We start from the raw sequence: 23,648 nt of genomic DNA on the forward strand, positions 1-23,648 counted from the left end.
AAAAAAACGCGGGGTATGAGCCTGTAGCGCATAAACCATCGGAAAACTCAGCAGATTGATTTACTGTGCCTTTTCAGTCGTTGTATTCGGTTTTTGGGCGCACAAATGTTGGTATGCGCGCTGACCCGGCGTACTAACTTGCATATGTACTACCGCGTAGTCAGCGCGGTGGGCTACTTGGGGCTGGGCGCGGTGCCCGATATCTACTCGGCCAATACAACTTGCAATAAATAAATGATCGTTCCTTAGAACCCGATACCTCAGGCTGCAAGCGGAGAAAGGCTCTTCCCTCGCGCTATCGTAGCCACAAGCCCAAACTTTGCTTCGAAGCACAAATAGCACAATGCCACCAATCTGCGCGACTCACCTTGTTTAAGCTGCTGGCACTTACGCATAATTCATCAACTTTTTTGCCCTGACTGGATACGCAACCGAAGGATCGACCATGGCCGCCAGCAGCAACTTCGCTTTTCTCCAGGAACACGATCCCGTTTTCCTTCAACTTGCGAGCACAGCCGAGCAAACATTTGCCAGTGATCCCAACACCACGCTGATCAAACTGCGCCAATTGGGTGAAGCCCTGGCCCAAGACCTGGCCGGCCGCTCTGGCATCGAATTTGATGCCAATACCCCCCAATCTGAATTGCTCTACAAGCTCGGCCGTGAGATCCAACTGGATCAAAATATACGCAGCTTGTTTCATACCTTACGCGTTGAAGGGAACAAAGCCGTCCACCAATTCCGCACCCAACACCGTGAAGCCATGGATGGGCTAAAGGTGGGTCGAGCCTTGGCCATCTGGTATCACCAGTCCTTCGGCAAAAGAGCCAATGCTTTTAAGCCGGGCCCTTTTGTCACACCCAGCGACCCCAGTACTCCTCTGCGCGAGTTACAAAGCAAGATAGAACAACTCAGAGCGCAACTCAGCGAATCCAGTCAGCAACTGGAAAGTAACCAGCAACTCGCCGAACTGCTCAAATGTGAAGCCGAAGAATATGCTGTACTCGCCGGGCAGATGGCCGCCGAGTCTAAAGGCCATAAACAGCTGGCTGCAGAGCACGAAGCCGCTTTGCATAAAATGCGCGCCGAACATGAGCAAAGCCTCAAAGCACTGCAGAAAAAACTGGCCGCACAGCCACAGGCCAGCAAACTGGTTGCACAGAAAACTCAGCAGGCCAGCAGCAATTTTGATCTCTCGGAAGACCTCACCCGCATTTTGATCGACCAGCAGTTGAACGATGCCGGCTGGGACGCAGACTCCCTTGACCTCACTTACAGCAAAGGCGCGCGCCCCGAGAAGGGTAAGAACAGAGCTATTGCAGAATGGCCCACCAGCAGCCCACAAGCACGCGCCGACTACGTACTATTTGCTGGCCTGACGCCCATTGCCATCGTCGAAGCCAAGCGTAAACGCATCAATATTGCCGATCGTATTCCTCAGGCTGAGCGCTATGCCCGCGAATTCGAGCTCTCTACCGAGCACCTACACCCTTGGATGCAAGCTGGCCAGGTACACCCTTGGAACGATGGTGACGGAGGGCGCTTCAACGTGCCTTTTGCCTTCGCCTGCAACGGACGCCCTTTTATCAAGCAGCTCGCAGAACTGTCCGGCACCTGGTTTCGCGATTTACGGAGTCCGGCCAACATCCGGCGCCCGCTGTCTGACTTTTACACGCCAAGCGATCTGCTCGACCTGCTCAAGCGCGACCAAGCACACGCTGAGGCTAAGCTCAACGTGGAGGATTTTACTTACCTCAAGTTACGTGATTATCAAGAGCGCGCGATTAAAGCCGTGGAACAGGCGCTGGCTAACAACCAGCGCGACTGCTTGCTGGCCATGGCCACGGGTACTGGCAAAACCCGCACTATCATTGGCCTGATGTACCGTTTCCTGAAAACCGAACGTTTCAAACGCATCTTGTTTCTGGTCGACCGCAGCGCCCTTGGCCAGCAGGCCCTTGATTCGTTCAATGACACCACGCTTGAGCAGAATCACACCTTAGGGCAGATTTACGACATCAAAGAGCTGGGCGACATGGCTGCGCAAGCAGAAACCCGCATCCAGGTCGCCACAGTGCAAGCCATGGTCAGCCGTATTTTCCGCGCTGACGCCCCCCTTCCCGTAGGTGAATTCGATTGCATCATCGTCGACGAAGCTCACCGGGGTTACACACTCGACCAAGACATGACCGAAGGTGAGCTGGCTGTACGTGATCACAGCCAGTACTTGTCGCAGTACCGTCGCGTACTCGACCACTTCGATGCCTGTCGTATTGGCCTGACAGCAACGCCCGCCAAACACACCAGCGAAATTTTCGGTAAACCGGTATTTACCTACAGCTATCGGGAAGCCGTCGCCGATGATTGGCTCATCGATCACGAGCCGCCGATTCGCTATGAAACCCAGCTCGCTAAAAACGGAATCCGTTTTGAAAAAGGCGAATCGGTCAGCGTCATCAATACACAGACTGGCGAAGTCGGCCTGGAAGAGCTTGAAGACGAGCTCACCTTCAATATCGAGTCGTTCAACCGGAGCGTTATCACACCTGGTTTTGACGCCGTCATCTGCAATGAACTGGCTAATGAACTGGACCCGTTTGGCGAAGAGAAATCGATGATTTTCTGCGTCAACCAAGCCCATGCCGAACGCGTCAAAAACTTGCTTGATGGTGCCTTCAAGGCCGCTTATGGCGAGCAATACAACCAAGCGGCGGTGCAGATCATCACCGGGCAGAGCGATAAGGTTAAACAACTGATTCGCCGCTACAAGAACGAGCCTCACCCCAGCATCGCCATTACCGTGGACTTGTTAACTACCGGTATTGATGTGCCGAAAATATGCAATCTGGTGTTTATGCGCCGTGTACGCTCGCGCATTCTTTATGAACAAATGAAAGGCCGCGCAACCCGCCGTTGTGACGACATCGGCAAAACCGTGTTCCGCATCTATGACCCCGTGGACCTCTACGCCAGCCTCGAAGCGGTCGACACCATGAAGCCGCTGGTCAAGAACCCCAACATTTCCCTGGAGCAACTGGTCAGCGAGCTCGGCAACAGCGCCTGCCACGACGCACCCGGCAGCCAACAAGACAGCAGCCATGCTCACGATGTACTCGACCAATTGAGCCAGCGGATCATGCGCATCTTGCGCAAGGCTCAACACAAAGCCGAGAGCAAACCGAGTCTCAAGAAAAAGCTGGATGAGCTTCAGGAAACCTGGGGCGTAGAACCGGCCAAACTTCACAGCCACCTGCATAAGCTCGGCCCTCAGCTTGCCGCCAATTTTGTCCAACAACACAGCCAACTCATCAACCAACTGGCAAGCGTGAGCGCTCTACTCGGTTCGGATAACTACCCGATCATTTCCACCCATACCGACACGTTGATGGTTCGCGAGCAAAATTACGGCAAAAACCAGAAGCCAGCAGATTATCTGGAAAGCTTCCATGTGTTCATTCACAAACAGATCAACCAGTCCGTTGCCCTTGGGGTAGTCGTTAACCGGCCCAAAGACCTGACCCGCGAACAGTTGCGTGAAGTCCGCCTGCTGCTTGACCAAAACGGCTTCAGTGAGGCCAGCCTGAAAAGCGCCTGGCGCTCCCAGACCCATCTGGAAATCGCGGCCAGCATCATCGGCTATATCCGCCAGGCTGCTATCGGCGAAGCGTTGCTGCCATTTGATCAGCGTGTCACCAACGCCATGCAAAAGATCTATGCCCTGCAACCCTGGACACAGGTGCAGCGTCGTTGGTTGGATCGGTTAGCCCGACAACTAGTGCACGAAGTCGTGATTGATCAGCAGCAAGTCAGTGACGCCTTCAGGAACGATGGAGGCTTAAAAGGCCTGGACCGCAACCTTGGCGGCAAACTGGATGTGGTGCTGGAAACCTTAAACGACAACCTGTGGTCGGCTGCTGGATGAGCCCTGATCACGCCATATTTTTCAGGCCATTAGTGTCCGCCCTCTCAGGACAGAAGGCACTATTAGCAGCGAGTAAAACGCCGTGCACGCTTGTCGCAACAGTGCCAAATAGCTTGCAAAACGGCATCGTTATGCCTAACCTCCCCCGCAACACACCCGCCATGCCTATGGTTGCCTCGGCAGCTAAGCACAAATTGAGCGGGTTTTTTATGCCCGGTAGTTTTTCCGCATGAAGCTCTTCAGCAAGCCCGCCATCGACATTCCTGCGCAACTGGCCCTGCTCAAGCAACGCGGGCTCATCATCCAGGACGAAGCCAAAGCGCACTGTTTTCTCGAAGCCGTGAGTTTTTTCCGGCTCACACCTTACATGCGCCCTTTTCAGCTTTCAGACGATGCCGAACACGGCTTCAAACCCGGCACCCAGTTGAAAGAACTGACTCGTCTGTATGATTTCGACCGACGCCTGCGCCTGCTGGTTATCGACTCAATTGAACGAATTGAAGTCGCGGCCAGAGCGGCCATCAGCAACCACATGGGCCCTCAACATGGGGCTCATTGGTATCTGGAAGCTAATTTTTTCCAGCGTGATTATCGTCACCAGGCACTGCTCGACAGTATTCGCAGCAAGCAGGACAAAGCACGTCAGGACCATGCACGTGAATCCCAGCGCATCGATCACTCCCATGCCACGGATGCTCGCAAGACGCACCTCAAAAACCTGCGGGCCAAAGAAAGTTATGCACGTCATTACGCACTGACTTACAACACACCCGACCTCATGCCCGCGTGGGCCGCCATGGAAGAGATCACCCTTGGTGAGCTCTCGCACTTATTCAAAGGGCTGGCCCGCGATGCCGATAAAAAAGCCATCGCCCGGCGTATGGCTCTGCCCGGCCCCCTGTTACAGTCCTGGCTGCACACCCTGACGACCATTCGCAATATATGCGCGCATCATGCCCGGCTATGGAACCGAGAGCTGGGCATTCGTCCGGAACTCCCCAAAACGGTGAATTTCCTTTGGCCGCAGCATTTGCAGAATCCGGGACAGCACGCTCGGATGTTTACCGTACTCTGCATCCTCAATCTGCTGATGCGCCGGGTCAGCCCCCATACCAGTTGGGATACACGGTTACATGAGCTGCTGGGCGAGTTCGCTGACATCAACCTGGCGCCTATGGGCTTCCCGCCGAACTGGCAAAACGACCCGTTCTGGCAAGCGCCTGACTGAGCGCGCCACTGCCACCCCATTCAACCCTGTGAGCCCTTCGGCTTGCACACTGGACCCTTTTGAGAGCCCCTATGACTAATTCCGACATTGTCCAGAAACTCTGGAACCTGTGCGACGTACTGCGCGACGATGGCATCAACTACAGCGACTACGTCACCGAGCTGGTGTTGCTGCTGTTTATAAAAATGGAATTCGAGCAAGCGCAAAGCAACAACAGTTTTACCCATAAGCTTCCCGAGGGCGCGCGTTGGCCCGACCTGGCAGGTAAATCCGGAATCAATCTGCTCGACCACTACCGGCAAATGTTGCTGGATTTGGGTAAAAACAGCGACCCATTGATCGCAGCCATTTATGCCGATGCGCAAACGCGCCTGAAAGAACCGCGCCATCTGGAGCAACTGATCAAGAGCCTAGATGGGATCGACTGGTTCAGCGCCAGCCGTGATGGTCTTGGGGACCTGTATGAAGGCCTGCTGGAAAAGAACGCCAGCGAAACCAAATCCGGCGCCGGCCAGTACTTCACCCCTCGTCCGTTAATTGACAGCATTATCCACTGCATCAAGCCCCAGCCTGGTGAAACCATTCAAGACCCGGCCGCCGGTACGGCTGGCTTCTTGATCGCCGCCGACACGTACATCAAGAGCAAGACCGACGACCACTACGACCTCAACGAAAAAGAGCGCAGCTTCCAGCGCAACCGCGCCTTTGTCGGCATCGAATTGGTGTCCGGCACCCGCCGCCTGGCGCTCATGAACACCCTGCTGCACGGCATGGAGGGTGACGACGAAGGTGTGGTGCACCTGGGCAACGCGCTCGGTCAAACCGGTGCCAATCAACCCAAGGTTGACGTTATTCTCTCCAACCCGCCGTTCGGTACATCCAAAGGTGGCGGTGGCCCAACCCGTGACGACCTCACTTACAAGACCAGCAACAAGCAACTGGCCTTTCTTCAGCACATTTACCGGGGCCTGAAACCGGGTGGCCGCGCCGCGGTGGTATTGCCGGACAACGTCCTGTTCGAGGCCGGTGTCGGCACCGACGTGCGCCGAGACCTGATGGACAAGTGCAACCTGCACACCATTCTGCGTCTGCCTACTGGCATCTTTTACGCCCAAGGCGTGAAAACCAACGTGCTGTTCTTTCAGAAAGGTACAACTGACAACCCGCGTCAGGAGCATGGCTGCACCCAGCGTGTGTGGGTTTATGACCTACGCAGCAACATGCCCAGCTTCGGCAAACGCACGCCTTTTGGCACTCAACACCTCAAACCGTTTGAAGACGCCTATGGCGAGGATGCCAACGGCAACAGCCCCCGAGCTGAGAATGTCGAAGGACTCGGCGAGACTAGTCGTTTTCGCGTGTTTAGCCGCGACTTCATTCGTGAACGTGGGGATTCGCTGGATATCAGCTGGCTCAAGGACGCTGACAGTTTGGACGCCGCTGATCTGCCTGCGCCGGAAGTACTGGCTGGCGAGGCCATGGCTGAACTGACTGAGGCGCTTCATGAGCTGGAAGAGCTCATGAAGGCACTAGGGGCTGAGGATGAAGTGGCAGCGCAGAAGCAGTTGATGGCTGAGGTGATGGGGTTGGTGACGGTTGAGGAGAATGGGGAATGAGTGAGTTGCCAAAAGGATGGACTTTAGCCCCTCTGGGTGCATTAGCCAGCTTCACCAATGGAAAAGCATTCAAGAAAGGAGAGTGGTTAGAGGCAGGAAAACCAATTATTCGCATCCAAAATCTAAAAAGCCCCGACGCAACTTTTAACTACGCAGACGACTCTCACGAAGAAAAGTATCTTGTCCGAAACGGGGATTTGTTAGTTTCATGGTCCGCATCTTTAGGAGTCTATTATTGGCATGGCCAAGATGCATGGCTAAATCAGCACATATTTCGAGTGCACGATGTTCAGGCGTGTTGCAAACGATTCCTTAAATATGCTCTTGAAATGTCAATTGACGACTTTTATGCAAAAGCTCACGGCATGGGTATGGTGCACATTACCAAGGGAAATTTTGATAACCATTTAGTACCTCTTCCCCCTTTGGCTGAACAGACCCGTATCGCCCTAAAACTCGATGAACTACTGTCACAGGTCGACACCCTTAAAGCCCGCATCGACGCCATCCCCGCTCTGCTCAAACGCTTTCGCCAATCAGTTCTTGCTGCTGCGGTTTCAGGACAGTTGACAGCGAATTGGCGAGAACTGAACCCTGAGGTATGCGCTATATCAATCGATCAGGTAAAAAAGGCATGGACTGATGTCTATAGGTTGAGCGGCAGGAGGTTCAAGGAAGTTGACTTTATCCCCAATGAACTTGGATACCTTTTACCGACCTCTTGGGTTGAGACAAAGATGGGGGAGGTTTGTGACATTTATGTTGGTGCAACACCTGGCCGCGGGAATACTAAATTCTGGGGAGGCACCATTCCTTGGGTAAGCAGCTCTGAAGTAGCCTTCTGCCGCATAAAAGAAACGAAGGAGTTGATAACAGAGACTGGCTATAAGTCCACATCAACAACTGTGCATCCCCAGGGCACCGTCATGTTGGCAATGATCGGGCAGGGTAAAACACGTGGGCAACCAGCCATCCTTGATATCGAAGCTTGTCACAATCAGAACACAGCAGCTTTGAGAGTTCACTCTAACTACTGCATTTCTGAATATATCTACTACTTCCTTTATGAACGCTACGAAGATACTCGCCGTGTAGGTTCGGGAAATAACCAACAAGCCCTAAACAAGAAAATTGTTCAATCACTCCCACTTGCACTCCCCCCACTCGCAGAACAAACCGAAATCGTCCGCCGCGTCGAACAACTCTTCGCCTTCGCCGATCAACTGAAAGCCAAAGTCGCGTCAGCCAAAAAACGCATCGACCACTTGACCCAAAGCATTCTGGCCAAAGCCTTCCGAGGTGAACTGGTGCCGCAAGACCCTAACGATGAACCCGCCAGCGTGCTGCTGGAGCGGATCAAGGCTCAGCGTGCAGCAGCACCCAAAGCAAAGCGGGGGCGCAAGGTATCGGGCTGAGCCGTAGTGACTGAAGGTCGAGACGACTGGCGGAGGGCGAGAGCTTGTTTGCGGTCTTTTGGAAGGTCAAAAGATCGCAAACAAGCTCGCTACAGAGGGGATGGCTTTAAACCGGTTTTACCGGGCGCAAACGGTATTGCGGCGGTAATTGGTCCAGCCCGCTGATGGTGGTGTTCAGGCTTTTCCAGCGGCCATCTTTAATGCCGTAGATGCAGCCGTGAACCGACAGTTTCTGTCCGCGGTGCCAGGCATTTTGCACAATGCTGGTATGGCCGACGTTCGCCACTTGCTGGATCACGTTCAGCTCGCACAAACGGTCAACACGCTCTTCTTCGGTAGGCAGCAGCGCCAGCACTTCGCGGTTTTCGTAGTACAGGTCGCGAATCGAGCGAAGCCAGCCGTCGATCAGGCCCAGTTGCTGGTCCTGCATGGAAGCCCGCACCCCGCCGCAGCCGTAGTGGCCAGTGACCAGGATGTGTTTGACCTTCAAGACATCGACCGCGTACTGGATCACAGACAAGCAGTTCAGGTCGGTGTGCAGCACGACGTTGGCCACGTTGCGGTGTACAAACAGATCACCCGGCAACATGCCCACAATTTCGTTGGCCGGCACGCGCGCATCCGAACAACCGATCCACAGGTATTCCGGCGTTTGCTGGCGGGCCAACTTGGCGAAAAAATCGGGATCTTCCTGCTTGATCGCATCGGCCCAGCGCTCGTTGTTATCGATCAGATCTTGTAGTTCGTTCATGCGGTAAACCTCGAGAGTTGATGCGCAAGTTTGACTACCGACCGCTGGTCGGGGTCACGTGGATCTGCGCTTAAATCCGCCGGTCTGTCGGGGTGGAATCTTAATCGGTGGCTACAGTCCACCGTAATAAGACCCCACGCCATGAGGAATTGCCATGACTGATTCACGTCGCCCGTATGGGGCAGAACAACCCGCAGAGATTGACGATCTCGAAGATCGCTCGGGCTCGGTTGAGCCGTTGAACTTTGAGGATGATGAAGTTCACGAGCGTATCAGCGACCTGTTTACCGACGAAGAACGCGCACAGCACATGGCCGGTCAACCTTCACGCCGGGCAGGGCTTAGCGGTGCTGCAATGCCTGATGAAGACCTGGACGCAGGTTTTGACGACGATGATCTGGAGCAGGAGATGCTGATCCGCGAAGACGGTGCCCGTGACGCCAAAGAGGCCGCAGAGGGCAGCGATGAAGCGGCGGACTGGGATTTACGCGTGGTGGACGAGGACGAAATCGGCGCCGGCAAAGGGCTGGATGAAGCGGAGTTGGCGGATATTGATCCGGTGGGGCGGCATAAGCACTAAATGATGGAAGCTGCCACAGATCTATGGCGCTCGAAAACCCGTAGCAGCTGACGAGCCTGCGAGGCTGCGTCCGGCTGCGGAGCAGTCGTAAAGTCAAGCACTGCGGTGTGTCAGCTCAACGTTGCACGCAGTGTTTACGATCGCTTCGCAATCGAACGTAGCCTCGCAGGCTCGGCAACTGCTACGAAATTGGATTGCAGCTCACAGGGTGGTTAGTCAACGAGCGTGCACGCCATGACCACCGCGTCTTCACGCCCGCCCACTGCCGGGTAGTAGTCGCGGCGGCGGCCGATTTCGTTGAAACCGTACCGCTCGTACAACTTGAAAGCCGCGGTGTTGCTGTCGCGCAGTTCAAGGAAGCATTCGCGGGCTTCATGCTGGTAGGCAATAGACATCAGGTGCTCAAGCAATTTTAGCCCCAGTCCACGGCCCTGGCTTTCAGGTTTGACGGTGATGTTGAGCAGGTGCGCTTCATCCAGAATGATTTGCACCACGCCATGGCCCACTTGCTGCTCGCCTTCAAACATCAACCAGATGTGGTATTTGCCCAAGCCGTCGAGAAAGATCCCGCGGGTCCACGGGTGGCTGAAGGCCGCGTATTCAACTTTCAATACCGCATCAAGGTCCGCTTCGGTCATCGGGCGGAAAGTTACAGCGTCACTCATCGTTCTGTTTCCAGCGCACCAAAAGCTTGCGCATTGCTTGCCAGACATCCGCTTTGCGGTGTGGCTCTTCCATTAAGAGTTCCAGACCCGGCAGCGCCCATGCGCAGCCCAGCCCTTCGATTTCAAGTTCACGGTTGAAAGCTTCGGCATCGGCTTCACCGGCAAAGCGCACAGCAGGCAGGCCGATCAGCCATAGACAGGCACATTCGGCCTCTTCCAGACGGGCCATGACAAACCCTTGCACAAACTCACGCGCCGCCTCCGGGCCTTGATCCACGTTGCCGCGCTTGAGCAACGGCCAGCGCACGGGCTCGCCAATGATTTGCGGGCTGTCGGGAAGTCCGGCTGCGCGCAACATATCTTTTAACAATAAATAAGCCGGATCGCGGCTCTGGAAGGCACCGCCTGTGGGTAACTCCACCAGTACCAGGCAGCGCCCTGCGCGCAGCAATTGCAAAGCAAAACGCGGCGGGGGAAGTTGCACCACTTTGGCTGGCGCAGGCGTCGACTCGGCTTCAACCACCGGCTTGCTGACAGGACGCGGGGTGATCGATGGCCGTGGTACGTCGATCTTGGGCCGCTCGGCGGGCTTGCTCGGGGTAACCGCCACGTTGGCCACAGGCCTAATGATTTCAGGCGCGGCAGGCGGTTCGGGGAGCACCAGCAGTTCGGGCCGCGAAGGCGCGGCAAACGGCAGCTCAGTGCGCGGTAACCAGCTGACCACCTGCATGGCAGTCAAATAGGAGCGGCGGCGGGACTCGTTCAACAAGGGTCGGCCATCTGTGGATAACTAAAGATCCGCGATTCTACCGCCCTTCTGCCCTTCCCGCCCGCAGTTGATGGCCAAACGGTTAATTGACTGCCAAGGCCTCTGATCGCCAAGGGATGACTCAAATCCGTGTTGCAGTACAATCGCGGCCTTTCATTGGCAATCGACCGGCCCTCCCATGATCGAACCCAAGCGCGTATTACGTGCCCTCGCCGAACACTGGGCACTCCTTGAGCCTTTGTGTGAACACTTCGACCAAGGCACCTTGAGCCTGAGCGAGTTGCGCCTGCAATTAGCCGCCCATCAGTTGGACAGCACGCCGCAAGACATCACTAACGTGCTCGACAGCTGGATCCGGCTGGATATTCTGGTGCCGGTGGCCAAGAGCCCGAACCGCTTTGAACTGAATGCGCAAATTCACGACTTTCTGGCGTACTTGCGCCGCGAACACCGCCTTGGGCTGTGTCTGGAAATCGAAGCCTACCTGCGCCATCTGGAGCGGCTGGCCGGTTACATTCAGGACGCCTTCGACATTCGTGACGGCAATGACCTGGCGCGCCAGCTGCGTTTGCTCGACATGCGCGTACGCGATGTATTGAAGAAGCTGGCCAATGATGAACAGGCGCTGGTGGCCGTGGCCGAGCGGGCCAAGACCAGCGACCGGCAGATTCCGCTGCGCCAGCGTTACGCCGAGGTGCTGGCGACGTGGGACGAATACGTCGAACCAATGATCCAACTGGTTAACGCCGACGGCGCTTTCGAACAAGGCGTACGCAAAGTCGAGAACGTTCTGCTGCGCATGCTCAGCGAGCAGCAACGCCTCGGCCATCTGGTGGACGACGACATGCTGCTGCGCACCCATGCGCGCATCCTTGAGATGCAAACCAGCGCCCAACTGACCTTGCGTCATGCCCGAGAACTGTTACTGCCGCTGCGTGAAGAAGCGCGCCGTCACAACGCAGTCACCCGTGGCGCGGCGCTGGCCCTGGCGGCCATTCGCCGTAAAGGACTGGACGCGGTGCCACAAGCGGCGATGCCGATGTTCACCCGTCCACAAAGTACCTTTTTGGGCAGCGCCAGCCAGGTTGAGGCGTATGTTTACGCACTGGCGCGCTTTGAGCCCAAGCCTGCGCGCTTCCCCAAGGCGCACAAAGCCCACCGTGGCGAAACACCCAAAGCCCCGCGCACGGTCAAGGAAATGCTCGACCGTTGCAGCGATGCGTTGCCGATGCCGGACTTGATGAGCTGGCTGCTGGACCAGGAGCCCAACGGCGACACCGACGAATTGCTGTACTGGTTCTCGCGCCTGTCGCGCGAAAAACGCTTCGTGCGCGAACGCCTTGAGCGCCGCGATTACCACACCCACGAACATCTGGTCAGCTTGCGCTCTTTTTCTCTGCTCTCACGCAGCGATGACGCGAACGAGACTTCTGCGAGCCCTCTCCATGCATCTTGATCTTTCTGAACTGTCCCAACTGGCACCGATCTTTCGTGAGCTGTTCAAGGGTTATCACGTGAGCCGCCGCGACCCGGAACTGTACGCGCAATTGTCGAACTTCCAGGACCAGTACCGCGCGCTGTTCAAGGCCCTTGGGTTTGAACTGGTGTGCGACACCCGTGGTTTTTATTATTTCGTGCCCGACACCGCGATTGCCTCCGCGCAGGTCAACAAGACCGCGCAACGTCTGGCGCTGTTCACGTTTATCATCGTTGAACATTTGGCCGATCAGGGCCGCGACCCGATTGCGGTGCTGGATGGCGGAAGCCTGGGCCGCGATGAGTTGCCTTCGTTGCTGGAAAAATACCGCGACCTGTTTGTTCAGGCCGAGGTCACGACCCAAGACGAGCTGGAAGAAAAAATCATGCGCCGCATGACCCAGCTCGGGTTTGCCAGCGAAGACAACGGCATCTACCGTTTTCTGCCGCCGATGCACCGCTTCCTCGATGTGTGCCTGTCGGTGCAACAAGACCGTGATCTGGCCGCCAGTCTGCACAGTATCTTGCCGCTGCCAACGCCGGTGCTGATCGACGACGAAGCCGACGTTGAGCAAGAAGACGAAGAAGCGGCGCTGGCCCGCGCCATTGCCGCCGAGCAACAGGAGATGGACGCATGAGCCAGGAACGCTACGGAATTCGCCGCTTTGCCCTGCTGAACACCGCCGGTTACAGCCTGGGATTGTTCCCGCTGGAACATCCGCTGTCGGTGTACGGGGCCAACAACCTCGGTAAATCGGCTTCGATCAACGCCTTGCAGTTCCCGATTCTGGCGCGTATGTCGGACATGAGCTTCGGTAAATACAGCCTCGAACAATCGCGACGCTTCTACTTTGCGTCCGACACCAGTTACATCCTCGTTGAAGTGTCGCTGCCCCACGGTCCGCATGTGATTGGTGTGGTGGGACGCGGCCCCGGTGGCGGTTTCGGTCACCAGTTTTTCGCCTACGCGGGCAAGCTCGACCTGGCTCATTATCAGAAAGAAGACACCTGCCTGCGGCAAAAAGAGCTGTTCAGCAACCTTGAGCGTAACGGTCTTAAAGCCTACGAACTCAAGCCCGATGAACTGCGGCGCTTATTGGTCGGTGGGCACACGTCGATCCCGCTGGACCTGACGCTGATTCCGCTGCGCTCTACCAGCGAGCAGAGCCTGAAAACCTTCCGCGCTCTGTTTATCAACTTGCTGCACATGCGCGAAATTACCGCGGCCAAGCTCAAGCAGCTGTTTCTTGATGCGTTCGAACACAGCCTGCGTTCGGGCAGCGTGGACTACATCGCTGCGTGCGAAGAAGCCTTCCGCGATGTACGACGCATGGAGCAGGATTACAACGCGCTGGTCGGTGCCGGGCCGTTGGTCGAAGCGCTGGCCGCCGGGGTTCGCCAGCGCGATCTGTTGCGCGGCAAGCTGCATCGCCTCTCGCCGCTGCTCGACGCGTTGCTGGGCACGTGGCAGGACTACGCCGGGGCACGCAAGGAAGAGTTGCTGATTCAGTCCGAGCATTACCGCAATGAACAAGACGCCCTGCAGAACGATCAGCGCAGCAGCACGCAAGAGTTAATGCGTCTGGAGCGCGAAATCACCGGTATTCAACGGTGGCTGGGCGAGTTGTCGGTGCTCAAGCATCGCTTCGCGCTGGTTGACGATGTGAAGGTGCTGGAGCAACAACTGCTGGCCGCCAAAGACGCCCACGACGAGTTGGCCGGTGCCTTGGCGCAGTCGCGCCAGTTCAGTGCCGAAGACTTAGACGAACGTCTTCGTGATCTGGAAAAACGCTTGAAGTCGGTCAAGCAGCAACTCGACCACGCCGACAACAACAGCTACGCCCGCCTGCGCGAAGAGTTCTCGCAGCAGGACGTGGAGCGTCTGATGCGCCTGTTCAACAGCGCCTTGTTCAGTCTGCCGCTGGGCGAGCAAGGCATTGCGCTGGATGACGGCGACGCGTGGGTCAAATCCCTGGAAGCGATCCTTGATGGCTTCAAGGGCGAGCGCTTTGAAGCGCCGGGCCTGTCCATCGATCTCAGCCACATTGAGCCGCCTGCCCTGCAAGCGCTGGCTGACCGCGCCGCATTGCGCGACCAGAAAGAACGCCTGGAAAAAGAACTCAAGCAACTGAAAACCCAGCAGGCGGTGACGTCGGATCGCGCGGCGAGCAAGTCCGAAGCCGAGTCGCTGTATCAGCAAGTGCTGGACGCGCAAAAGGCGCTGGAAGATTTCCGTCGCGCCCAGACCTTAAGCGCCGAAGAAGGCGAAAAACTGGAGCAATTGGCTCAGGCCGAAGGCGCGCAGGATGAATTGAAGCGCTCCAGCGATGCCTTCACCGAGCGCGTACAGCACCTGTCGGCCAAGCTGCAATTGGTCGGTCGGCAGATCGGTGACATGGAAGCCAAGCAACGCACGCTGGATGACAGCCTGCGCCGGCGCCAATTGTTGCCTGCCGACCTGCCGTTCGGTACACCGTTCATGGACCCGGTCGATGATTCGATGGACAACCTGTTGCCGTTGCTCAACGACTATCAGGACAGCTGGCAAAGCTTGTTGCGCAGCGACGGTCAAATCGAAGCCTTGTACGCACAGGTGCGCTTGAAAGGCGTGGCCAAGTTCGACAGCGAAGACGACATGGAGCGCCGCCTGCAACTGTTGATCAATGCCTATGCGCACCGCAGCGAAGAAGCGTTGACTCTGGGCAAGGCGAGACGTGCCGCCGTGACGGACATCGCCCGAACGCTGCGCAATATTCGCAGTGACTACGACAGTCTTGAGCATCAACTGGCGCTGTTCAACCGCGAGATCAACAAGCGCCAGGTCTCGAACCTGCAAAGCTTCCGTATTGTGCTGGCGCCGAATAAAGAGGCGCTCAAGCATATCGATCAGATCATCCACAGCGCCGGTCAGTACGAAGAAGGCGAAACGTTGTCGGTGTTTGACCTCAGCCAAAGTGCTGAACAGGACAACAAGAACGAAGAAGCCAAGGAGTATCTGGCCCGTCTGGTGGCGGCCAACCATAACCAGTTGGGGCTCAAGGATCTGTTTGAGCTGGCGTTCGAGATCACCAAGGTCAACGGCCAGCCGGTGATTCATACCGACATCGACGGTGCGGCCTCCAACGGTACGACCATGACCATCAAGGCGCTGACCAACATGTATTTGTTGCTGCACTTGATGGATCGCGATCTGGCCGGGCGTATCCGTTTGCCGTATTACCTCGATGAAGCGGCGGACATTGACGAGAGAAACCAGACCGCGCTGCTGGAAACCAGTTTGCAACTGGGCTTTGTGCCCATTCTGGCGAGTGTGAAGCCACAGGTCTGTGCCCATGTGGCCATCGATCTGGAAGGCGGCAGCGGGCCCAACGGAATTTACATCGATGAAGATGACTGGAAGTACATCCGTCGCCACGACGAAGTAAAACCTGTCGTTATGCCTGAACTCAACGACGCCTGAAAAAAGGTCAGCAATACTAAAAGCCGCGATCATTCATCGCGGCTTTTGCGTTACTGGCTGTCTACTTTATTACCTATAAATGTAGGAATCATCTACGAAATACTTGTTATTTAATTATTACACTCTCACTTGTTAAATTTATTTTTGAAATTTCAGAAAATTCCTACCCGTTCCATCCAGTTAAAGCCGCAGACTTATAGGGTTGATTTAGTGAGTAATAAGGCCGCTTCACCTAATAATGGGACTAACTATAATTAACCCACTGCCTAAATACCGTATTGGGTTATGACGTTTGCAGGACCATGATAGTTAACGCTACAAAACGCTCTCTTGAAGTTATAGGAGAAACCATGCGCAAAGCAGTTATTGTAGATGACCATCCCTTTATTCGTAAAATCGTCAGACTGATTTTGGAAAATGCGAAATTCCAGATAGCGGCAGAAACTGATAATGGTGCAACGGCCCTGGATTTGGCGCGCGCCCATGTTCCCCACTTAATGATTCTCGACTTGGCAATGCCCAAACTTGACGGACTGGAGGTGTTAAAACGGCTTCATATTCTCGGCTTGCCAATTAAGGTTCTGGTACTGACTTCCAAGGGTTCGCTTTTTTATGCAGACCGTTGCATCAGAGCGGGCGCTATCGGTTTCGTCGAAAAAACAGACGATGTGGATGCCTTGAGCAATGCCATCAGTTCCGTTATGAATGGCAAAACTTACTTGAAAAATGCAGACGTCGCACATGACGGTCATCCGCTGCAAAGCGATATAGCACTCATCCAAACCCTGTCAGACCGAGAGTTACGCACACTTCAATATTTGGTGTCGGGGTGGTCGAATAAACAGATTGCGGAAGTCATGTTACTCAGCGAAAAGACCGTCAGTACTTACAAGATTCGCGTCCTCACCAAGTTGAATATTCAATCGGTGGTGTACCTCGCCGAATTTGCCAAACGCAACAATCTAATCGAATGAATAGCCGATTCGTTTACGCTCGCACCGCAGGGTTATTCTGGCTGGGTCTGTGTTCTGTGTGTGAGGCCGCCCCGGTCGAGTTGCAGTTACTGGGCCGCTCACAAATAGAGGTGCCAGCGCTCACGTTAAGCGAGGGTGACCGACAATGGTTAATAGACAAAGGCGTATTAATACTGGGTACTTCGTCTCCCGATTACGCGCCTTTCGATATTTCTGCGGGCAGTGATTTCTTCGAAGGGCTCACCGCTGACTATGCCGGCCTCGTCAGCCAACTCTTGCAAGTCGAAATAAAGGTTCGCCGCTACGAGACTCGGGCCGAAGTGATTGAAGCCCTCAAAAACCATCAGATCGACCTGTTGGGCACTGCCAACGCCTATGAAATGGCGGATGACCAATTGGTTTTTTCCTCACCTTACGCGCTCGACACACCTGTACTGGTGTCTCGCATTGGCGACCCTCGGTCGAGCAGTTCGGCCCCTAAAACATTACGCCTGGCAATGCTGTATCACTACCAACCGGAAAAGGTGGTGAAGGCGCAGTACCCCGACGCCGATGTGCAGTTGTATGACTCAACCCTCGGCGCTATTGGTGCGGTCGCTTTTGGCCAAGCTGATTGGTACTTGGGGGATGCGATCAGCACCAATTATTTGATCAATAAAAACTACCTGAATAATGTTTACCTCAAGGGTTTTTCCGCCCTTGAGGGGCTGCCCTTCTCGTTTGCGGCCCATCATCCCAACCCGCGTTTGTTGCGGTTAATCAACATGGCATTGGGCGTTATTTCAACAGAAGAAACGTCCGCCATTTTGAACCGCTGGGGCGTCAATGGCATGAATTTCAAAGGCCAGGAACCTTTGAAATTCTCTGCCTCGGAACAGCTGTGGATTGATCAAAACCCACGAGTAAAAGTCGCGATTGCCGACTTTTTACCGTTTACGTTTTTCGATGAGCAAGGTGTATTCAGTGGCATTTCTGCTGATTTACTGACGAAGATCAGCCTGCGCACGGGGCTTAAATTCGATCTGGTACGCAAAGGCACCGTGCCCGAGTTGGTCGATGCTGTTATTCAGGGCGAGGCAGACCTGGTGCCCTCTTTTACCCCGAGCAGTGATCGCGAACATGTGTTGCGGTTTAGCAAACCCTATCTTTCAACGCCTTTTGTACTGGTCACCCGCGCCGCGCCCAACAGTTCCCAGACGCTGGATGACTTGAGAGGCAAACGTGTTGCACTGGTTATCGACAATGTACTCACGTCCTACTTGGAAAAGCATTTTCCCGGGGTTCATCTGATCGCTGCCAATAACTCGGCACACGCCTTGGAAATGGTCGCTAAAAAAGACGCAGATGGTGCGATCAACTCGTTGATCAGCGCGCGTTATCTGATCAAACAGCAGTACCCCGGAAAGTTGGAAATTCGCAGCACAGTGGGCAATTCACCCGCGCAATTTTCCTTGGCGGTCGATGGCAAGAAGGACGCGTTGTATTCGATTCTGGGCAAGGCACTGACCAGTATCTCCCCCGAAGAAATGGACCTGCTGACCAGCCGCTGGCACAGCGCCGTGGTGATGGACAACCGTTTCTGGGGGCGTAATCGCTCGACCATTCTCAACCTTTCGGTGATTGCTGTAGGCCTGCTGCTATGCGGCATTATCTGGATCTCTTACCTGGGCAGGTTGGTGCATAAACGCGATCAGGCCGAGCGCGCACTGAATGATCAACTGGCCTTTATGCGCGCTCTGATAGACGGCACGCCGCATCCTATTTATGTGCGCGATCGCGAAGGCCGTTTATTGATTTGTAACGAAGGGTATTTGGATACGTTCGGGCTTGAACGGCAGGACGTGGCAGGCAAAACCTTGTTGGAATTGGTCCAGTGCTCAGCCCGGCAAAACCAGGCGCACCATGCCGATTTTCTGGAGGTCATGCAGGAAGGGCGCCCGCTGGTGCGCGATCACTTGCTTGAGCTGCCCAGCGCCAAGGTGCTGACCATCTACCATTGGATGCTGCCCTACCGCGGCAGCGATAACGTGGTGGTCGGGATTATCGGGGGCTGGATTGATATCAGTGAGCGCCAGCAATTGCTCGAACAATTACAGGAAGCCAAGGCTCACGCGGACCAAGCCAATCTGGCGAAAAGTGATTTTCTGACCACCATGAGCCATGAGATTCGCACGCCCATGAATGCGATCATTGGCATGCTTGAGCTGTCCCAGAAAAAGGCTGAACAAGGGGTCGCCGACAGTGAATCCATTGGTGTGGCGTCAGAGGCGGCCCATGGTCTGCTGGCGTTGATTGGCGACATTTTGGACATCGCGCAGATTGAGTCCGGGCGTTTGTCGCTGAATCCACAGCGAACCGCGCTGATGAAGCTCGTTGAGTCGACGGCGCGGATTTTTGAGAGCATGGCGCAGCAAAAAGGGTTACAGATGAGTTTTGAACTGGACCCACGTATCAACGCCGACGTACTGATTGACCCTTTGCGCTTGCGTCAGGTGCTGTCCAATCTGATGAGCAACGCCATCAAATTCACCGAACAAGGCCAGGTACGTTTAAGTGTTCAGGCCAAACACTCTGACGATGGTGAGCGCTTGCATATCCGTGTGCAGGTCGAAGACACCGGTATCGGCATTTCAGAACAAGACCAGTTACGCCTGTTCAGCCCTTTTACCCAAGCTCGCCAGCACAATAAACAACCCGGAGGTTCGGGCTTGGGGCTGATGATCAGCCGCCAGTTGTGCGAAATGATGGGCGGAACACTCACGCTCCAGAGCACGCTGGGCAAGGGAACCTGTATCAATATGAGCCTCGACATGGTGACGTTGCTGTCACCAGCGCCATGCGCGGAGCCCATAGAGGCGCCTCCTGTGCAGGTGCGCCCGCTAAAGATACTGGTGGTCGACGACTACCCGCCCAATCGCCGGCTGCTGGCCCAGCAATTGGGGTATCTGGGGCACAGCACGATTGAAGTCGATGATGGCGTTCAGGGACTTAAAGCGTGGAAAGCCCACCATTTCGACCTGATCATGACGGACTGTGCGATGCCCAACATGGATGGCTATGAGCTGGCGAAGAGCATTCGCGCCCATGAATCAGCCAATCACTTGCCGGCTATTTTGATCGTGGGGTTCACCGCCAACGCGCAAACCGGCGAAGCCAATCGTTGCATCGCTGCGGGGATGAACGATTGCCTGTTCAAACCCATCAGCCTGCACCATCTACAAGCCCGTCTTGCCAATGCGGATTTGGGGCCTGTCACTGAAGAGAATCACTCGACGGTTGATGAAAGTTCCATCTTATTGGATCTGGAAGCGCTGGAGCGGCTGACCCATGGCGATGCCAACGCCCTGAAACACTTGATGGAGCCGCTAATCAGCAGCATGGAGAGCGATATGTCGATCTTGTTGAGGGCTTTTACCAAACACGATTTGCCGGGCCTGAGTGATGTGGCCCACAAAGTAAAAAGCGGTGCAAGGATGATCAAGGCCCGGCAGTTGGCCCAGTGCTGTGAAAACCTTGAGCGGGCCTGCCTGGAACCGGAATGGAGTCAGTTGGCCCAGCGCGTTGATGAGCAATATGAAGCGATGGCTCAGGTATTGGAGATGATTGAAGTGTACCGGGTGTAAAATCCCAAGGGTTTAACCCCTTGGGCGTCATTATTGATAGGTCATCACTAACGTGCCACTTCCCGTGAATTCCCCTGATGAAGGCGTACTTTGAACTTTGCGAATAAGCGCGAATGTCATAGTGTCCCCGCCCGAACTATTGGTGATGCTTGAGTTGAACGAAGCACCCGGATTTATTTGCGTGTTCCCTCGTAACAAAGCGACTCCCAAATTTAAATTACTCATGGCAAGCAGTCCCGAATTAAACCCGGCAGAAGCGCCACTGAACCTAATTTTTACGGGCAAAGTAAAACCAGGTTCAGAGCATGAATAGTTCAGGCGAATATCACTTTTTATTTGCGTACCGCCTACACTTTCGCCTACTTTGCTAAGGTCCACCTGATTAAAGTCAACAACGATTGGTACATTATTATTAATCGTGCAGGTCGACAGATCTGGGGCGAGGTCATTGGCCGCATAAAAATCAAATGTCGGAGTCGTTATAGGATTCATATAGTTGGTTTGTCTTAAACGGATAGTTCCCAGATAGTCCCCAGCACGCAAATGAATGCCACGGGTATTATAAACGTACATGTACATGGGCATGCGAACAGGCGGCTGTCCATTTTTGTAGGTTGTTGCGACGTGGAGCTGAAACGGCAAAGTATAAAGGTAGTCTATGCCCTTGATATTGACGCCTCCTGCGACCCCTGACAACTTTGGGCCAAAAGTAATAGCACCGCCCTGTGTGTGCCAGTCATCTTGGGCGTTCGCCCCTCCACCACCGCCGGCTGAAAATCGACAGTCCAACGTAAACCCATTTAGGTTCAATCGATTTGATCCCGAGCTTCTTGTCAGCGTGACAGATACTGATTGGTGATATATCCAATTTTGAAATTGGAACCAGGGGCCTCCGTTCGGACTGCACTCTGCGGCGAAGCTTATTTGTGTGAGCAACATCAGCAGCGCACCAATCACATAGTTCATAGTAATTAAATCTCTGTTGAGCAGGGCTTATTTTTATTCCAAATTTTTAAACGCGGGATCTTTAACCTTCATGGATAATCCAGCTTGAACGTCGACACTGCTGTAAAAATCCCAGCCCTTATTGACTTGTCCGTAATCGCTTGCGGTTCTCCTCTTACATACGCTTTGAACGCTATGATGTTGTTGCCGTCAATTAACGTGTGCTCTTCACTGGCGGTGTTGAGCGGCAGCGATACATTGGCAGGTGTTTCTAACCCTAGCGCTATACCCTCAGCAACACTGCTGCCGTCCAAAGCCAGCAGCCCCGGTAATGCTACGTTTGGAGTGCCACTAAACGTGGTGGTGACGGAATCGGCGATGCTGGTGTCACAGCCTTCAAGATGAATATTGAATTGTTTTCCCTCTGTACGGATATTGGCATACAAGTATTGGGTTGAGATTTCATTCATATCCAGCGTTATAGCATCATCGCCGGGGCGAAGTGTGCAAGGCACTGCAACCAAGTTCCCTCTGAAGCGCACGTTGTCGGCAGCCAATGTTTGGGCATCTATCATGAACGGCATCAGCAAGAGAACTAACAGGATGGGCCGATGGGTTCTGGTTTTTAAGTCACGTTTCATACTCACTCCTTACTGGAACTGGGCAAGCAAGGTCGCTGAAGACGTAAACGCACCCGCCCCCAATGACACGCCGGGGCGTTTGATTGGCACCGCTTCCAGTACAGGAGGCGTTGAAGGGTTAATGACTAAAAGAGTATTGAGGGGTAATGGTTCGCCGTTTTGTAAAAGCCGAATCCCCAAGTCCGAGACACTGGATTGCAGGGCTGACGACTCAAAGGAAGTGGCAACGCCCTTGACCGTTAACACCATCTCCCAAGGCAGGGTGCCTGCCGAACAGGTAATGATGTAGTTCACCGGTTTGAGATAGTTCACGCCATCCACTTTGCTGACGCCAACTTCCTGAAAATCGATGTCGATAGTATTGCCGCTGTTGATCGTGCAAGGCGGGGGCGCATTTAATGTCCCACTGAAGGTGAGATTGGCCATCGCACTCGTGCCATAGCCTAAAACGAGTAATGCAAACAGGGCCTGTTGATTGCCTACGTTCATGTATACCTCCTTCTTATTGCAACACAACAAGCAGCGTTGCCGACGCCGAAAATGCACCGGTACTCAGCGAGCTGGCAGGTTTTTTAACCGGCACAGCCTCCATTGTCGGTAAGTTCTGAGCGGTAAAGTTAAAGTTGCTATTCAGCGGCCAGGAAACCCCATTGATAAAAAATTTAATGCCCAGATTTACGTTATTGGTAGACAAAAGCGTGCTATTAAAACCGGCTCCGACCCCCTGTAACTTCATGGTCAGGCCATTGGACGGCAGGCCGGTGCACGTGACCGTATAAGGTACCGTTTTGCGATAGTTCACACCGTCGATCCGGGTGGTCATAAGTTCATTTCCGAAAGGCACATTGATTGTGCTTCCGCCATTAACGGTGCATGACGGAGGTACAAAAATGACGCCTCTGATTGAGACACCGACCGCCGAAGCACTTTGACTGACAGCCAACAACAGCAGCCAGCAAAACGCCCACACAGTACTAGAGCTTGTTGGCTTAGCCATCACTCTCTCCTTACTCATAGTTGAGCCTAAAATCCACGACGGCTCTGAAGGCACCATTGGTCAGCGCTGCTGACGTGCGGGTGGGCTGCACATTCCACGTCAAGGTGTCGCTGCCGCGGGCCAAAAACAGAGGTTCACCCAGCGATCCCAGGCGCACATCCCGCCCCATCGAATCCGTGAGGCGCAGTCCCATCCCGGTGATGCCCTGCACTTTTACCAACCGTGGATCATCTGCGTCGGCGGGCGCCAAAAAGGCGACCGACACCACAGGTTGGTGAGCGCTCCACACCAGCGTGCCTATACGCTCATTGGTCATGCTGCCAGCAGCGCGTTGACAATCAAAAAAGCGCAACTGGAACGCCACGGGTGTTGCTCCGTCGCCGGGGTGCTGCAATTGGCTGCGCGAGACGTTGTTAAGCTCCACGGTCTGATAAGACGATGTCATTTCCAGCACACATGCGGAATTCTGCAACGAACCGCTGACGTTCAATAATCCGCTCATGCCCTCGATGTCGGCCTGAGCCGTAAACGCAGGCAGTGCCAACAACAAGCAGCCCAAGGCCATCACACTGTCAGGTTTCATAAG

The 23,648-nt window shown here is 54.7% G+C and carries 18 protein-coding genes; 10 read left to right on the forward strand and 8 right to left on the reverse strand.

Features of this window, described 5'->3' with window-relative positions; genetic code table 11:
• Positions 1 to 445: 445 nt before the first annotated feature.
• From hsdR to RHM56_RS18770, 4 genes are all read left to right on the forward strand, one after another.
• Positions 446 to 3,922 carry a type I restriction-modification system endonuclease gene (gene hsdR / locus RHM56_RS18755; protein WP_322234871.1) on the forward strand — a complete coding sequence of 1,159 codons (3,477 nt, stop codon included), beginning with the start codon at positions 446 to 448 and terminating at the stop codon, positions 3,920 to 3,922.
• Between the two features lie 229 nt (positions 3,923 to 4,151).
• Positions 4,152 to 5,150 (forward strand): Abi family protein, encoded by a 999-nt coding sequence (locus tag RHM56_RS18760; RefSeq protein ID WP_322234873.1) that lies wholly within the window; start codon positions 4,152 to 4,154, stop codon positions 5,148 to 5,150.
• 71 nt (positions 5,151 to 5,221) lie between these two features.
• On the forward strand, positions 5,222 to 6,766 hold the full coding sequence (locus RHM56_RS18765) for a class I SAM-dependent DNA methyltransferase (RefSeq protein ID WP_322234875.1): 1,545 nt from the start codon (positions 5,222 to 5,224) through the stop codon (positions 6,764 to 6,766).
• Positions 6,763 to 8,181 (forward strand): restriction endonuclease subunit S, encoded by a 1,419-nt coding sequence (locus RHM56_RS18770; protein ID WP_322234877.1) that lies wholly within the window; start codon positions 6,763 to 6,765, stop codon positions 8,179 to 8,181. Before RHM56_RS18765 ends, RHM56_RS18770 begins: the two co-directional genes overlap by 4 nt.
• A gap of 106 nt (positions 8,182 to 8,287) precedes the next feature.
• Here RHM56_RS18770 and can read toward each other — a convergent pair whose 3' ends face one another.
• Complete coding sequence (can, locus tag RHM56_RS18775) at positions 8,288 to 8,932, reverse strand: carbonate dehydratase (protein ID WP_322234879.1); 645 nt, start codon at positions 8,930 to 8,932, stop codon at positions 8,288 to 8,290.
• Between the two features lie 154 nt (positions 8,933 to 9,086).
• Here can and RHM56_RS18780 point away from each other — a divergent pair, with 154 nt between their 5' ends.
• Positions 9,087 to 9,512 (forward strand): serine kinase/phosphatase, encoded by a 426-nt coding sequence (locus tag RHM56_RS18780; protein WP_322234881.1) that lies wholly within the window; start codon positions 9,087 to 9,089, stop codon positions 9,510 to 9,512.
• 212 nt (positions 9,513 to 9,724) lie between these two features.
• Here RHM56_RS18780 and rimI read toward each other — a convergent pair whose 3' ends face one another.
• A complete protein-coding gene (gene rimI / locus RHM56_RS18785; protein ID WP_322234883.1) occupies positions 9,725 to 10,177 on the reverse strand; it encodes a ribosomal protein S18-alanine N-acetyltransferase in 453 nt (150 codons plus the stop codon).
• On the reverse strand, positions 10,170 to 10,946 hold the full coding sequence (locus RHM56_RS18790; protein ID WP_322234885.1) for an energy transducer TonB: 777 nt from the start codon (positions 10,944 to 10,946) through the stop codon (positions 10,170 to 10,172). The genes rimI and RHM56_RS18790 overlap by 8 nt, the downstream gene beginning before the upstream one ends.
• Positions 10,947 to 11,124: 178 nt before the next feature.
• Between RHM56_RS18790 and mksB the strand changes: the two genes are divergently transcribed.
• The 5 genes from mksB (at position 11,125) to RHM56_RS18815 (ending at position 20,479) form a co-directional block, all read left to right on the forward strand.
• A complete protein-coding gene (gene mksB / locus RHM56_RS18795) occupies positions 11,125 to 12,402 on the forward strand; it encodes an Mks condensin complex protein MksB (protein WP_322234887.1) in 1,278 nt (425 codons plus the stop codon).
• Positions 12,392 to 13,060, forward strand: a complete 669-nt coding sequence (mksE, locus tag RHM56_RS18800) for an Mks condensin complex protein MksE (protein WP_322234889.1) — start codon at positions 12,392 to 12,394, stop codon at positions 13,058 to 13,060. The genes mksB and mksE overlap by 11 nt, the downstream gene beginning before the upstream one ends.
• Complete coding sequence (mksF, locus tag RHM56_RS18805) at positions 13,057 to 15,882, forward strand: Mks condensin complex protein MksF (protein WP_322234891.1); 2,826 nt, start codon at positions 13,057 to 13,059, stop codon at positions 15,880 to 15,882. The genes mksE and mksF overlap by 4 nt, the downstream gene beginning before the upstream one ends.
• A gap of 350 nt (positions 15,883 to 16,232) precedes the next feature.
• Entirely contained in the window at positions 16,233 to 16,856 is a 624-nt protein-coding gene (locus RHM56_RS18810; protein WP_322234893.1) for a response regulator transcription factor, read from the forward strand.
• A complete protein-coding gene (locus RHM56_RS18815) occupies positions 16,853 to 20,479 on the forward strand; it encodes an ATP-binding protein (protein ID WP_322234895.1) in 3,627 nt (1,208 codons plus the stop codon). Before RHM56_RS18810 ends, RHM56_RS18815 begins: the two co-directional genes overlap by 4 nt.
• 30 nt (positions 20,480 to 20,509) lie before the next feature.
• Here RHM56_RS18815 and RHM56_RS18820 read toward each other — a convergent pair whose 3' ends face one another.
• The 5 genes from RHM56_RS18820 to RHM56_RS18840 all read right to left on the reverse strand — a co-directional run bounded on the left by RHM56_RS18820 (position 20,510) and on the right by RHM56_RS18840 (position 23,645).
• The gene (locus RHM56_RS18820; protein WP_322234897.1) at positions 20,510 to 21,445 is read right to left on the reverse strand and encodes a fimbrial protein; all 936 of its coding nucleotides are present in this window, start codon (positions 21,443 to 21,445) and stop codon (positions 20,510 to 20,512) included.
• A gap of 68 nt (positions 21,446 to 21,513) precedes the next feature.
• Entirely contained in the window at positions 21,514 to 22,065 is a 552-nt protein-coding gene (locus RHM56_RS18825; RefSeq protein WP_322234900.1) for a fimbrial protein, read from the reverse strand.
• A gap of 9 nt (positions 22,066 to 22,074) precedes the next feature.
• Positions 22,075 to 22,554: a fimbrial protein gene (locus tag RHM56_RS18830; RefSeq protein WP_322234902.1), complete on the reverse strand. Its 480-nt coding sequence runs from the start codon at positions 22,552 to 22,554 to the stop codon at positions 22,075 to 22,077.
• Positions 22,555 to 22,567: 13 nt separating this feature from the next.
• Complete coding sequence (locus tag RHM56_RS18835) at positions 22,568 to 23,062, reverse strand: fimbrial protein (protein WP_322234904.1); 495 nt, start codon at positions 23,060 to 23,062, stop codon at positions 22,568 to 22,570.
• A 10-nt stretch (positions 23,063 to 23,072) separates the two neighbouring features.
• Positions 23,073 to 23,645 (reverse strand): fimbrial protein, encoded by a 573-nt coding sequence (locus RHM56_RS18840; RefSeq protein ID WP_322234906.1) that lies wholly within the window; start codon positions 23,643 to 23,645, stop codon positions 23,073 to 23,075.
• Between the last annotated feature and the right edge of the window lie 3 nt (positions 23,646 to 23,648).

Origin of the sequence: Pseudomonas sp. CCC3.1 (assembly GCF_034347405.1) — a bacterium.
Taxonomy (GTDB): domain Bacteria; phylum Pseudomonadota; class Gammaproteobacteria; order Pseudomonadales; family Pseudomonadaceae; genus Aquipseudomonas.